Origin of the sequence: Microbacterium meiriae, from assembly GCF_040686935.1 — a bacterium.
In the GTDB taxonomy this organism is placed as follows: Bacteria; Actinomycetota; Actinomycetes; order Actinomycetales; family Microbacteriaceae; genus Microbacterium; species Microbacterium meiriae.
In genome coordinates, this window is record NZ_JBFBMF010000004.1 from 186,244 (window position 1) to 198,420 (window position 12,177).

A 12,177-nucleotide genomic window follows, 5' to 3' on the forward strand; every position below is an offset into this window, starting at 1 on the left:
CCACGGGGCATCCGCCGTCGCGCGACGGTCACGCTCGGCAGAGGAAGCGCAGCGAGGGCTGCACCGCACGGGCGGACGCTGCCGCGCACCGGCGGGGGCGAGTCTCCTCCCCCGAGGACATCGCCACCGCCGGGGCTCAGCGCCTACGCCGTGCGACGGCGCAGCAGGCCCGCACCTCCCAGCAGCAGGAGAGCGGCGAGGGCCCACAGCCACGGGGCCGAGGCACCACCGGTCATCGCGAGGCCGGTGGCCTCACCCGTCGCGGCGGCACCCGCAGCCCACGGCATGCTGGTCATGCCGGCTCCAGTGCTCGGAGTCGTTCCCGGGTACGCTCCGGGGTCGGTTCCGGGGTCGGTGCCGGGGTCCGTGCCCGGGTCGGTTCCGGGGTTCGTGCCGGGGTCCGTGCCCGGGTCCGTTCCGGGATCAGTGCCCGGGTCCGTGCCGGGGTTCGTGCCGGGATCAGTGCCGGGGTTCGTGCCGGGATCGGTCACCGTGCTCTCGCCGACGACGGAGATTGCGTTCCCGCCGATCGTGATGGGAAGCGTCACCGGGAGCTCCAGCTGAGTCCCGCCGAGGACGCTGTCGTCGCCGCCGGTGGTGCTGCCTCCGGTCGCGGGTGCGGTCGGGGACGTGGTGCCGCCGGTGGTGCCGGTGACGGTGGCGTCGTCGGTGACGGAGATGGCGTTGCCGGTGACGCCGATGGGGGCGGTCACGGGGGCGACCACCTGGGTGCCGCCGAGGATGCTGTCGTCGCCGCCGGTGGTGCTGCCTCCGGTCGCGGGTGCGGTCGGGGACGTGGTGCCGGTGGTGCCGGAGGCCTCACTGTCGCCGAGGAGCGAGATGGCGTTGCCGCCGACGGTGACCGGGGCCGTCACCGGCGCGACGACCTGGGTGCCGCTCGCGGTGCCGTCCTCGCCCGAGGTGCTCGACCCGGTCGCGGGTGCAGCCGGTGCCGGGCTGGTGCCGCCGGAGGTGCCGGTGGCCTCGCTGTCGCCGAGGAGCGAGATGGCGTTGCCGCCGACGGTGACAGGCGCCGTCACGGGTGCCACGGCCTGCGTGCCCCCGAGGATGCTGTCGTCACCGCCGGTGGTGCTCCCGCCGGCCGCGGGTGCGGTCGGGGCCGCGGTGCCGCCGGAGGTGCCGGTGGCCTCGCTGTCGCCGAGGAGCGAGATGGCGTTGCCGCTCACCGTGACGGGGGCCGTCACCGGGGCGACGACCTGGGTGCCGCTCGCGGTGCCGTCCTCGCCCGAGGTGCTCGACCCGGTCGCCGGGGCAGGCGCCGGTGCTGCGGCGCTCTCTCCCTCAGCGGCCGACTCGGAGTCACCGAGCAGCGAGATGGCGTTGTCGGACACGGTCACCGGGGCGTTGACCGCCACCAGAGCCTGCGTGCCCGAGAGCACGCCATCCAGGCCGTCCGTGTCGAGGGAGAGCACCCCGGCCGCGTCAGGGGCCTGGGGAGCCGCGCTCTGGGGAGGAGCGGCGGCCGGGGTGCTGGTCGTGGAGTCTTCGGTGAGACTGATGGCGTTGTCCGTCACCGTGACGGGGAGGTTCACGGTCACCACGGCTTGGGTGCCGGATACGGTGCCCTCCTCGCCGCTCGTCTGCGGAGCGGGGGCGGACGCCGGTGCGGGAGCCGGAGCAGGGGCGGGAGCCGGGGCCGGAGCCGGCGCGGTGGATGCCGCGTCGCCGAGCACGGAGATCGCGTTGTCGATGACCGTGATCGGGGCGGTGATGGGCGCTACTGCCTGGGTGCCGGAGAGCAAGCCGTCGTCTCCGGATGTCTCGGCCGCATTGGCGGCCGTCGCGCCGAGCAGGGTGATCCCGCCGGCGATGAGCGTGCCCCAGAGGACGCGCTTCGCGTAGGTACGCATGATGGTTCTCCTGACGTGACTGGTCTGTCTGATGGGATGCGCGCGAGGAAGTGCGCGCGCAGCACGGCATCTGTCATCCCGGCGGGATGACGCGACAGTCCGTCAGTCAGGCGAGACGTCGGTGTCGGCGACGGGTGCGCCCGGAAGGGCGTCGTCCCGTGCGCCGGCGGCCCGCTCCCAGGCACGGAGCGGGGTCGCGCCGATCTCGCTGAGGCGAGCGGGGGCGCTGGCGGAACCTCCGGCCGAGGTGGCGGAGGAAGAGGCGGGGGCGGCCGGAGCGGCCGGAGGAGCATCGAACGGCACCGGAGCGGTGTCACCGGCACCGGCGTCCGAGGAGTCGGGTGCGGAGACCGGACCTGCGAAGGAAGCCACGGTATGGAGCACAGAGTCCTGGCCCGTGCTCGGCGAGGCCGACGGTGCGCGAGCAGGCTCGGGAAGCGCGGCGATGTCCTCGCGCGCCGTGGTCACACCCGCGGGGAGGGAGCCCTCCGGTGTCTGCGGTGCGGCCGGCTCTTGTGGCGTGAGCACGTCGACGACCGGCGGAACGGTCTCTTCCACGACGCCGCCGACCAGGCCGGACGTGTCGTCGACGACGCCGACGACGTTCTCGACCAGGTCGATGGCACCCGAGTCGACGACGATGCCGCCGACCAGCGGGAGACCGCCGACAAGGTCGAGCACGGGCGCCGTGATCTGCGAGACCGGTGCAGAGCCGAGCAGATCGGTGGCGGGCTCGATGACCGTCTCGGTGGTCTCGGCGACCGCCTCGAGCACCGGGGCCGCGGTGTCTCCGACGACGGGGACCTGCGTCACCGTCTCGGTCACCGTCTCGACGATGGCGGGAGCCGCCTCCTGCACGGGAGCGACGGTGTGGGTCACGACGGGAGCGACGACCTCCTGCACGACGGGGGCGACGACCTCCTGGACCACCGGCGTCGCCACCTGCTTCACCACCGGAGCCACGACGTTGTTCACGACCGGCTTCGTCACGGCGGTGACGGTCTCCGACACGACCGAGGTGAGGCCGTCGAGCGGACCCTTCGGCTCCTCAGCCGCATGCGCGGAGCCGCCGCCGGTGAGGACGGTCAGGGCCGCCCAGGCGAGCACGCCGATGCCACCCCAGAGGACGGCGTGGGGTACGCCGCGTCGGGTGGTCCGAGCGTCCACGTGGTCCTCCCCCTCCGAAAGGTCTACGGGTGTGTCGATGGGAGGCACAATACTCGCGCACCCCTTCTCTGTCCAGGGGCGTTTACATCCGATTCGTCTCGTGTCAGATCGTGACGCGCCCGGCGGATTTCCGGCTTGACTTTCCCCAGGTTCTACACATGCCCCCTCCCGAGGCGAAACCTTCAACGCGCAATTTAAACTCGTTTTCATCCACAGGCTGGGGAAACGTTTTTCGCCTGGTCAACCGCGAGAAAAAACTTGGCTGTTCACACCGTCCACCGGGTTATCCACACCCGTTCTGCACAGACACTCCGAGATTGTCCGCACGCTGTCCACATGGTTATCCACAGGCCGTGTTGCACCGTGTGGAGACGGCTCATAGCGTGGTCGAGCGACCGAATGTCGGGGGCACCTGCTTGTCTGGGGATGGCCGCCGCGCGGCCGCGGTCCCCCGCACCGGCATCCGCGGATGCGTGCCAGGGGCCCGCCTCAGAACCGTCGCATCGAAGGGAACACAGTGTCGATCGCCGACATCTCCGCGGAGCGCCTGGGAGGGCAGCGTCCGCCCGAGCGCACCCCTCCGCACGACCTCCTCGCCGAGCAGAGCGCCCTGGGCGGCATGCTCCTGTCGAAGGACGCCGTCGCCGATGTGATCGAGACGCTCAAGGGCGCCGACTTCTACATCCCGAAGCACGAGCTCATCTTCGAGGCCATCCTCTCCCTCTACTCCCACGGTGAGCCGACCGACGTCGTCGCCGTCACCGACGAGCTCATCAAGACCGGTGAGCTGAACAAGGCGGGCGGCGCGGACTACCTGCACACCCTTACGTCGATCGTCCCGACCGCGGCCAACGCCGGCTACTACGCGGGCATCGTCTCCGAGCGAGCGATCCTCCGCCGCCTCGTCGACGCCGGGACGCGCATCGTCCAGCTCGGCTACGACGGCCAGGGCGACGCGACCGACATCGTCAACAACGCGCAGGCGGAGATCTACTCGGTCACCGGCTCGGAGACGGCCGAGGACTACGTACCGCTCACCGTCGCGGTCGATGCCGCCGTCGAGGAGATCGAGGCCGCCAACGGCCGCGACGGCTCCATGACCGGCATCCCCACCGGCTTCCGCGAACTCGACGAGCTCACCAACGGCCTGCACGGCGGCCAGATGATCGTCGTCGCCGCGCGACCCGCGATGGGAAAGTCCACGCTCGCCCTCGACTTCGCCCGTGCGGCCTCGATCGGCCACGACTTCCCCTCGATCTTCTTCTCCCTCGAGATGGGAAAAAGCGAGATCGCGATGCGTCTGCTCAGCGCGGAGGGGGCGATCCCGCTGCAGAACATGCGCAAGGGAACGCTCGACCCGCGGGACTGGACGACGGTCGCCGCCACCCGCGGCCGCATCAACGACGCCCCGCTCTACATCGACGACAGCCCGAACATGACGCTCGTCGAGATCCGAGCGAAGTGCCGGCGGCTGAAGCAGCGGGCCGGTCTGCGGATGGTCATCATCGACTACCTCCAGCTCATGACGTCGGGTAAGCGCGTCGAGTCCCGTCAGCAGGAGGTCTCGGAGTTCTCCCGAAGTCTCAAGCTCATCGCCAAGGAGCTGCAGGTGCCGGTCATCGCGCTGTCGCAGCTGAACCGTGGTCCTGAGCAGCGCCAGGACAAGAAGCCCGCCATCAGCGACCTGCGAGAGTCCGGATCGATCGAGCAGGACGCCGACATGGTCATCCTGCTGCACCGCGACTCGGTCTATGACAAGGACGTCCGTCCCGGCGAGGCCGACCTCATCGTGGCCAAGCACCGTAACGGTCCGACCGCGACCATCACGGTCGCCTTCCAGGGGCACTACTCCCGGTTCGCCGACATGGCCCCGGGCGGCGACTTCAACTGAGCCGCGGCGTCAGCGTCCCATGTCGGACGCCGACTCCTCGCGGAGGCTGAGCCGGACGTGGCAGGAGTGCGCGCTCGTGAACGGGATCACGCGTTCGATCTCCACGGGGCCGCCCACTCTCGCCAGCACCGACTTCATGAGCTCCTCGTGCACCCGGCAGACCACGGTCTGGTCATCGGTCAGCAGCGTGTGGAAGCGGCAGGGGGAGAGGTCGACGGTCATCGCCTTCTCGTCGATGTCGGGCTGCAGGCCCACGTCGTCGAGGTGGTGGAACAGCGCGTCGAGCTGATGCGTCGCGGCCTCCGGGAGCCCGGATCGCGTCGCCGGGAGCACCGCGCGCATGAGGTCGCCGTGACGGATCGCCTCCTGGACCCGCCGCTCCTCGATCTCATTCGGCTCGCTCGGCAACACGGGGGAGAAGCGCAGCCGCGGCCGTCCGCGTCGACCGGTGTGCTCGACCTCGGACCGGGCGAGGCCCTCGCCTTCGAGCACGCGCAGGTGGTCGCGCAGCGTGTTCACGTGGAGGCCCATGCGGAGGGACAGCTCGGCGAGCCCGATCCCGGGAGAGTCCATCAAAGCGGCGAGAACTCGCAGCCGACTGCTCTGCATGAGTCCGCGGTAGGCGTCGGTAGGACGTGGCATGTTACCCATTATCCCCGGGATGCCGGATGAGGGGTCGATTTCCACGGCCAGGTCTGGCGACGGCGGCGACCGGTCCGGTTAGCCTGAGGCCATGACGGGTGGACGCACGGTGACCGCGCTGCGCCTGCTCCTGCCCGCATTCCTGCTCGGGGCGATCGTCGCGATCTCGTTCCTGGAGGCGCCGTTGAAGTTCCTGGCTCCCGGAATCACGATCCCGCTGGGGCTCGGCATCGGTCGCCTCGTCTTCACCGCCCTCAATGTCCTCGCGGGAGCGGTGCTCCTCGTGTTGACGGCGGTCAGCATCCGCGCCAGGGCCGGACGTCCCTCGGCGCTGCTGCTCGGCGGGCTCTGGCTGGTGTTCCTCGTCGAGGTGGTCGTCATCCGCCCGATCCTCAACCGGCGCAGCGACCTCGTCATCGCAGGGCAGGAGGCTCCGGGAACCGATGGCGCGCACTACGCCTACATCGTCGCGGACGCGACGATGGTCGTGCTGCTCGTGGCCCTTCTCGTGGTCACGGTGCGCGCTGTGCTGCCGCCGCGCGCGTCCTTGCCGACGACCGACGTCTAGGACGCGTCGGACGGTGTGGACTCCAGGATCCGCCGTGCACTGTCGCGAGCGGTGACGAACGGTTCGGTGAACGTCCCCATGCCGACGGTGACGATGGCCCCTTCATAGAGGAGCATGAGCGTCTCCGCGAGCCGTTCCGGATCGCGGAAGCCCGCCTCATCGCAGAGCTCTGCGAAGACCGCGAGCAGCCACTCCTTCTCGCGACGGGCCTCGGCGAGCACCAGCGGGGCATCCCCGGCGCCGTCGATCTCGGCACGCGCGTTGATGGCGCTGCATCCCTTGGTGCTGTTGTCGGGCACCCAGGCTAGGGCTGCGTCGAAGATCGCGAGCACACGGGCAGGCCCCGGCTCCGGCACCCGCGCGAGGTGGGCCGCGACGTGATCGCGCCAGCGGGCGTCCCGGTGCTGCAGGTACGACACGACGAGCGCTTCCTTCGATCCGAAGCGGTCGTACAGCGTCTTCTTCGTGACGCCGGCGGCCGCGGCGATGGTGTCGACTCCGATGGCGTGGATGCCGCGCTCGTAGAAGAGGTCGGAGGCGGCATCGAGCACACGGCGTGCTCCCGGGGTCAACGGGGGGAGTTCCGGGACGGGGATCGACATGCGCCGAGTATACCAACCTGTATAGTGGGCGGATGAGTAAACAGATCGGTATACTCGGGCGCCTCCTCACCGTCGGGGCCGCGGTGGCTTTCGTCCTCACGTGGGGCTCGGGATTCCTCATCCCCGCGGTCGCCACCGCGGACGTCGACCCGCTGACGCTTCTGGTCTGGCGGTTCACGCCGCTCGCCGTCGTGCTGGTGATCCTCGTCGCGGTGTCCGGTGCAGCGAGGGGGATGACCGGTCGCGAACTCGGCGTCCAGGCGCTCATCGGATCGCTCGCCCAGTTCGGATACTGCGCCGCTGTATACGCCGCCGTCGCCGCGGGCATCGCCACCGGCACCGTCGCGCTGATCGATGCCGTCCAGCCGCTGCTCGTCGCCGTGCTGGTCGGTCCGGTGCTGGGCATCCGCGTGCGCGGCGCTCAGGTCGCGGGGCTGGTGATCGGGGCAGTGGGGGTGCTGCTCGTCGTCCAGTCGCAGTTCGGCGCCGGCTCCGCGCCGCTCGTCGCCTACCTGCTTCCGGCGGCGGCAATGGTCTGCCTCGTGATCGGCACGCTGGTGCAGCGGCGGACCGCCGTGCGCACGGGGGTGCTGCTGACCCTGACCATCCACGTGAGCGTGACCGCCGTGCTGCTCCTCGTCATCGGCGCGCTCGCCGGGGCACTCGTGCCGCCGGCGCGACCGTCGTTCTGGATCGCCGTGGTCCTGACCGCGGTCTTCCCTACGCTCGGCGCCTACGGACTGTACTGGTGGCTGCTGCGCCGGGTCGGCATCACCGCGCTGCAGGCCCTGCTCTTCCTCGTCGCCCCGGCGACCGCGATCGGCGGGGCGCTGCTGCTCGGCGAGCCCCTCACCGCGATCACGCTCGGCGGGTTCGCGCTGTGCGGGGCCGGGGTGACCGCCGTGCTCGTGAGCGAGGCGCGGAATCGGGGCCAGGAGGAGGACGGCTCCGCGGTGCCGAGTCAGGGCCGGACGCGCACCGCCCGGCCCTCGAAGGTCACCACATCGCCATCGCGGAGCTGACGCCCGCGGCGCCGGTCCACGTCGCCGTTCACGGTGACGTAGCCGTCGATTATGACCTCTTTCGCGTCGCCGCCCGAATCGAGCAGGCCCGCGAACTTGAGGAACTGCCCGAGGCGGATGACCTCGCCGCCGATGGAGACCTCGTCGATCGGATCGGAGTTCGTCATCCTTGCATGCTAGCCGTCGGGCCGACCGTCACTCGTCGATGTCGGTGCCCACCACCGCGAACGAGGCATCGAAGGAGATGTCGATCGAGCGGTTGTCCGTCGTCAGGACGGAGGCGTCGTAGGGGCTCACGTCGTCGGAGTCCACGTCGAGGTCGGTGATCATCCCTTCGGCCTCGGCGAGAGCGGCATCGACGAGCGTGCGGATGGTCTCCTCGTCGAGCGTGAGAGTCGGACCCTGGTCGTCGCCGTCCGCAGCGTCTGTCGACACCACGGTCGCGGCGAGCTCGTCGTCGACGCGCACCTCGGTCTCGTCCCCGGCGGACGTGGTGAGCTGCACCTCCCACGTCCCGTCGCGCTTCGCGTCGATCGAGGTGACCTCGCCCTCCGCGGCGTCCTGGGCGGCGGCGGCGATCGCGAGGAGCTCGTCGACGTCGTCGGTACCGATGCCGGTCACCGGACCGCGGTCGCCCCGGTCTCCGCTCGGGCGCGCCTCGTCGTCGCCGCGGTGGTCTCCGCGCGGGCCGTGGTCGCCCTCGTGTCGGGGGCCCTCCATGGCGGGACGGTCGTCGTCGTCACCGAACTCGTCGCCGATCGCGGCACCTACTGCCACGCCTCCGCCGGCGAGCAGCACCGCGGCCGCGATCCCGCCGCCGATCAGGAGTGCACGCTTGCGTCCGGGCTTGGTGGGGGTCGCTGCGGCGGCCGGTGCCTCCGGTGCTCCGTTCGGGGTCGCGGCAGGATCGGTGGTCGGCGCGACCGGCACCGTCGGGTCGTCGGCGTTCGCGTTCGTGCCGGGGCCGGCGGGGGAGCCCTGTCCGGCGGTGTGGTCCTGGCCCGCGTTCGGGACGGCGGATGCCGAGTCCGGTCCGGAGGCGCGGTTCTCGTCCGGCGTGGGGTTCTGGTCGGAAGCAGGAGTCTTGTCGTTCATGTCTCGATGGTCTCCCGACGCCGCTGGAGCCACCCTGAAGCCTCCTGAAGCCCCGTTCAGGAACCGATATCCCGGGCACGATTTCGGAGCTCGGCGACGACACGCCGTCTGGCGGAGGCCATGACCGGGGTGTCGTGGGGGATCTCCGAAGCTGTGCTCGGGCGAGGGGTCAGGAGAGAGGGCCGGCCAGGGGGAGGGTGACGGTGAAGCGGGCGCCACCCCACCGGGAGGCGTCCACCGCGATCGCGCCGTGGGCGGCGGTGGCGATGCCCTGGGCGATCGCGAGACCGAGCCCGCTGCCTCCCGCGTCGCGGCTGCGGGCCTCGTCGAGCCGGACGAAGCGCTCGAAGATGCGGTCCCGCTCCTCCGGCGGGATGCCGGAGCCGTCATCTTCGACCGTGAGGACGACGTGCTGCGGCCGTGACTCCACCCCGATCGCCACGCGGCCGTTGCTGTGCCGGGCGGCGTTGTCCGCGAGGTTCCGCAGCAGCTGGCCCAGCAGGCGGGGATCGCCGGCAGTGCGGGCCGCGCGGATGCCGGACCCGTCGACGTCGAGCCCGGCGGCCCGCAGCCGGCGCACCTCCGCGAGGGCGAGGTCGTCCAGATCCACCGGTTCCGTGCTCCCGGTGACACCCTCGTCGAGGCGGGCGAGGAGCAGCAGCGACTCCACGATGCCCTGCAGTCGCAGCCCCTCCTCGGCCACCACCTCGGCGAGCTCGTCGATGCTCGTCACCTCCGGGTGCGCCTGGGCGAGCTCCGCGTGTTGACGGATCGTCGCCAGGGGAGACCGCAGTTCGTGCGAGGCGTCGGAGACGAAGCGGCGCTGCGCGGTCGCCGCCGCGTCGAGCCGGTCGAGCATCCCGTTCATCGTCACGGCGAGGGAGTGGATCTCGTCCGCGGTGTCGGGGACCGGCACCCGGTGATCGAGGCGCTCAGCGGTGATGCCCTCGACCTCCTGACGGATGCGGGTCACCGGGCGCAGGGCGCGCCCGGTGACGAGCCAGGTCGTGACGGCCACGAGCAGCAGCAGTGCGGGGACGGCGATCACGAGCAGCGTCGCCACGGTGGCCAGGGTCTCCGCGTCCTCGTCCATCGGCACCGCCAGGACGAGGGTCTGGTCGCCCTCGACGTCGTCGGACACCACGACCATGGGTTCCCCGTCGATGCGGACCACCTGCGGATCGTCGTCGACGGGCAGCGGGGTGGCGCCGAGCGCATCGGCAGCCTCCTCGCTGGACGCTCGCACCGATCCGTCTCGTCCGAGCAGCTGCACGAGGTCGTCGTCGAGCTGGTCGGGGCCACGTCGGCCCGGACCGTCGAACCGGCTGACGAGCTCCTCCAGCCGCTGCTCCGCCGCGCGTTCGGTGCTGCCATGGATGCTCGCGCTCAGCACCCCGTAGAAGGAGAAGGCACCGAGGAGCAGCGCGACCGCGACGACCAGGGTGGCACCCAGGGTCGTCCGGCCGCGGACGGACCGCCAGAGCCGCCTAGCCACCGTTCGCCGCCAGCCGGTAGCCCGCACCGCGGATGGTCTCGATCGCCTCGCGCCCGAACGGCTTGTCGACCTTGCGGCGGAGGTGCCCGATGTAGACCTCGACGATGTTCGGGTCGCCGTCGAAGTCGTCGTCCCAGACGCCGGCGAGGAGGTCGCGCTTCGACAGCACCTGGCCCCGATGGCGCATCAGGTGCTCGAGCACAGCGAACTCGCGGGCCGTCAGGCTGATCGGGGTCTCGCCGCGCCAGACGTGGTGTCCCGCGGGATCCAGTCGCAGGTCGCCGGCCTCGAGGATCGTCGGTCGCGCCACGGCGCCGCGGCGCACGAGTGCCCGGAGTCGGGCCACGAGGATCGCGAACGAGAAGGGCTTGGTGACGTAGTCGTCGGCGCCGCTCTCCAGCGCCTCCACCTGATCCCACTCGCCGTCCTTGGCGGTGAGCATCAGCACGGGGGTCCAGTTCTCCTCGGCGCGCAGGGCCTCGCAGACCTTCCACCCGCTCATGCCGGGCATCATCAGGTCGAGCACGATGGCGTCGTACCGGGTCTCGCGGGCCCGCCACAGGCCGTCGATGCCGTTGTGGGCGACGTCGACCGCGAAGCCCTCCGCCTCGAGTCCGCGGCGCACGCCCTCGGCCAGACGCACCTCGTCGTCCACCACCAGGATCCGCATCCCCCCAGTGTGGCGGGTCGACGCTGAATCGGGGCTGAAGCCGTCGGGCCGCTTTCGAATCGCGCAACTGGTTCCATCTGCAGCTCAGATACAGCCAGTTGCGCGATTCGAAGAGGGACTCAATCGACGGCGGACGAGAGGTGTGCCTGCAGGCCGCGGATCACCTCGCCGAGGGGGCCGGAGGAGAGGAGCCCGGGGCCGAGCGGGCCGGCGGGGTCGGTGCCCAGGGGCGCGAGGGTGCGCAGGGCCGCAGCGGCCTCGGGGGAGAGGTGCGCGAGTTGCCAGCGCACCTCTGCGGCGCGGGCGTCGGGGGCGTCCGGGTGCGCCAGCTCGACAGCTCGCGCGGCGTAGGCGGCTGCCCCGAGAGCATGCGCACCCATGTGCGCGACCCCGGCGGCCTGTGCCGCGGAGCGAGCGGCCGCGGTGCCGGCAGGTGTCACGGCGCTGCGGGCAGCCCTGCCCGCGACGAAGCGACGACGGATCTCGCCCGCAGCCGCGAGCTCGCCACGGGCGAAGGCGCGCGTCCTGGCGATGGCATCACGCGCACGGTCGTCGTCCGGGGCCTCCCTCTCGAACAGCGGGAGCACGCGCTCGGCGCAGTCGGCCGCCCACGCCGCGACGATCCGACGGTCGGACTCGGTCATGCCCTGAGAAGTCGACACGGGACTCATCTCGCCCGTCGTCCGGTGCGCGCACGTGCCGCCTCGTGCGCCTCGCGGAGAAGGGCGAGCACGGCACCCTCCGTCGCCTCTGCGGGGTCGATGACGCACACCCAGCCGGCGGTGCCGTACAGGGGGTGAGGGCGGAAGACGTCGACCGCCGTCGGGTCGGTGTCGTCGCCTGTGAGAGACGCCGCCGCGATGATCGACTCCGCGCGCTCGCGTCCGACGTGGATGTTCACCCGGAAGCGCCCTGGAGCGTCCAGCGCGGAGGACGTGTCGTCGGGATAGTCCTTCGTGATGATCGTCCCGTACGGCTGAGTGCGCTCGGGCATCCGGCCGTCGGGCGCGTGGTAGAAGTACGCGTCTCCCCATGACAGTTCGGGGAAGTCGCTGCCCGCCTCCGGGGCGATGACGAGCACGCCGTCGAACGAACGGACCTCTGCGATGATCTCCTGCATTTCCATCCTTCAATGCTGAGGCTGACGTGCTTAT

Annotated in this window: 13 protein-coding genes; 3 read left to right on the forward strand and 10 right to left on the reverse strand. The window is 71.2% G+C overall.

Annotated elements, in window-relative coordinates:
* Nucleotides 1-143 precede the first annotated feature (143 nt).
* Together AB0P08_RS14135 and AB0P08_RS14140 are read right to left on the reverse strand one after the other, a co-directional pair.
* The gene (locus AB0P08_RS14135) at nt 144-1,871 is read right to left on the reverse strand and encodes a beta strand repeat-containing protein (protein WP_363590265.1); all 1,728 of its coding nucleotides are present in this window, start codon (nt 1,869-1,871) and stop codon (nt 144-146) included.
* 102 nt (nt 1,872-1,973) lie between these two features.
* Nucleotides 1,974-3,038 (reverse strand): hypothetical protein, encoded by a 1,065-nt coding sequence (locus tag AB0P08_RS14140; RefSeq protein WP_363590266.1) that lies wholly within the window; start codon nt 3,036-3,038, stop codon nt 1,974-1,976.
* 517 nt (nt 3,039-3,555) lie between these two features.
* On the opposite strand from AB0P08_RS14140, the gene dnaB reads away from it, so the two are divergent.
* Nucleotides 3,556-4,929 (forward strand): replicative DNA helicase, encoded by a 1,374-nt coding sequence (gene dnaB / locus AB0P08_RS14145; RefSeq protein ID WP_268776890.1) that lies wholly within the window; start codon nt 3,556-3,558, stop codon nt 4,927-4,929.
* Between the two features lie 9 nt (nt 4,930-4,938).
* Here the strand turns inward: dnaB and AB0P08_RS14150 are convergent, their stop codons facing one another.
* The gene (locus AB0P08_RS14150) at nt 4,939-5,571 is read right to left on the reverse strand and encodes a helix-turn-helix domain-containing protein (RefSeq protein WP_363590267.1); all 633 of its coding nucleotides are present in this window, start codon (nt 5,569-5,571) and stop codon (nt 4,939-4,941) included.
* A 91-nt stretch (nt 5,572-5,662) separates the two neighbouring features.
* On the opposite strand from AB0P08_RS14150, the gene AB0P08_RS14155 reads away from it, so the two are divergent.
* A complete protein-coding gene (locus AB0P08_RS14155; RefSeq protein WP_363590268.1) occupies nt 5,663-6,139 on the forward strand; it encodes a hypothetical protein in 477 nt (158 codons plus the stop codon).
* Here the strand turns inward: AB0P08_RS14155 and AB0P08_RS14160 are convergent.
* Nucleotides 6,136-6,741, reverse strand: coding sequence for a TetR/AcrR family transcriptional regulator (locus AB0P08_RS14160; RefSeq protein WP_363590269.1), 606 nt, complete (start codon nt 6,739-6,741; stop codon nt 6,136-6,138). The two genes, AB0P08_RS14155 and AB0P08_RS14160, sit on opposite strands and share 4 nt — an antisense overlap.
* A gap of 32 nt (nt 6,742-6,773) precedes the next feature.
* On the opposite strand from AB0P08_RS14160, the gene AB0P08_RS14165 reads away from it, so the two are divergent.
* A complete protein-coding gene (locus AB0P08_RS14165) occupies nt 6,774-7,763 on the forward strand; it encodes a DMT family transporter (protein ID WP_363590270.1) in 990 nt (329 codons plus the stop codon).
* Here the strand turns inward: AB0P08_RS14165 and AB0P08_RS14170 are convergent.
* The 6 genes from AB0P08_RS14170 to AB0P08_RS14195 all read right to left on the reverse strand — a co-directional run bounded on the left by AB0P08_RS14170 (nt 7,703) and on the right by AB0P08_RS14195 (nt 12,143).
* On the reverse strand, nt 7,703-7,930 hold the full coding sequence (locus tag AB0P08_RS14170; protein ID WP_187662734.1) for an RNA-binding S4 domain-containing protein: 228 nt from the start codon (nt 7,928-7,930) through the stop codon (nt 7,703-7,705). The two genes, AB0P08_RS14165 and AB0P08_RS14170, sit on opposite strands and share 61 nt — an antisense overlap.
* A 28-nt stretch (nt 7,931-7,958) precedes the next feature.
* Nucleotides 7,959-8,858 (reverse strand): hypothetical protein, encoded by a 900-nt coding sequence (locus tag AB0P08_RS14175; protein ID WP_363590271.1) that lies wholly within the window; start codon nt 8,856-8,858, stop codon nt 7,959-7,961.
* A 169-nt stretch (nt 8,859-9,027) separates the two neighbouring features.
* Entirely contained in the window at nt 9,028-10,353 is a 1,326-nt protein-coding gene (locus AB0P08_RS14180) for a sensor histidine kinase (RefSeq protein WP_363590272.1), read from the reverse strand.
* Nucleotides 10,346-11,023, reverse strand: a complete 678-nt coding sequence (locus tag AB0P08_RS14185) for a response regulator transcription factor (protein WP_025102802.1) — start codon at nt 11,021-11,023, stop codon at nt 10,346-10,348. Before AB0P08_RS14185 ends, AB0P08_RS14180 begins: the two co-directional genes overlap by 8 nt.
* Nucleotides 11,024-11,142: 119 nt before the next feature.
* Nucleotides 11,143-11,667, reverse strand: a complete 525-nt coding sequence (locus AB0P08_RS14190) for a putative immunity protein (protein ID WP_363590273.1) — start codon at nt 11,665-11,667, stop codon at nt 11,143-11,145.
* A gap of 23 nt (nt 11,668-11,690) precedes the next feature.
* Entirely contained in the window at nt 11,691-12,143 is a 453-nt protein-coding gene (locus AB0P08_RS14195; protein WP_280567688.1) for a DUF6194 family protein, read from the reverse strand.
* Nucleotides 12,144-12,177: the final 34 nt, after the last annotated feature.

Excerpts from the sequence above, each read along its gene's own strand:
- AB0P08_RS14135 (WP_363590265.1), bottom strand. The coding sequence starts at position 1,871 with ATGCGTACCTACGCGAAGCGCGTCCTCTGGGGCACGCTCATCGCCGGC.
- AB0P08_RS14150 (WP_363590267.1), bottom strand. The coding sequence starts at position 5,571 with ATGCCACGTCCTACCGACGCCTACCGCGGACTCATGCAGAGCAGTCGG.
- AB0P08_RS14155 (WP_363590268.1), top strand. The coding sequence starts at position 5,663 with ATGACGGGTGGACGCACGGTGACCGCGCTGCGCCTGCTCCTGCCCGCA.
- AB0P08_RS14160 (WP_363590269.1), bottom strand. The coding sequence starts at position 6,741 with ATGTCGATCCCCGTCCCGGAACTCCCCCCGTTGACCCCGGGAGCACGC.
- AB0P08_RS14165 (WP_363590270.1), top strand. The coding sequence starts at position 6,774 with ATGAGTAAACAGATCGGTATACTCGGGCGCCTCCTCACCGTCGGGGCC.
- AB0P08_RS14170 (WP_187662734.1), bottom strand. The coding sequence starts at position 7,930 with ATGACGAACTCCGATCCGATCGACGAGGTCTCCATCGGCGGCGAGGTC.
- AB0P08_RS14175 (WP_363590271.1), bottom strand. The coding sequence starts at position 8,858 with ATGAACGACAAGACTCCTGCTTCCGACCAGAACCCCACGCCGGACGAG.
- AB0P08_RS14185 (WP_025102802.1), bottom strand. The coding sequence starts at position 11,023 with ATGCGGATCCTGGTGGTGGACGACGAGGTGCGTCTGGCCGAGGGCGTG.
- AB0P08_RS14190 (WP_363590273.1), bottom strand. The coding sequence starts at position 11,667 with ATGACCGAGTCCGACCGTCGGATCGTCGCGGCGTGGGCGGCCGACTGC.
- AB0P08_RS14195 (WP_280567688.1), bottom strand. The coding sequence starts at position 12,143 with ATGCAGGAGATCATCGCAGAGGTCCGTTCGTTCGACGGCGTGCTCGTC.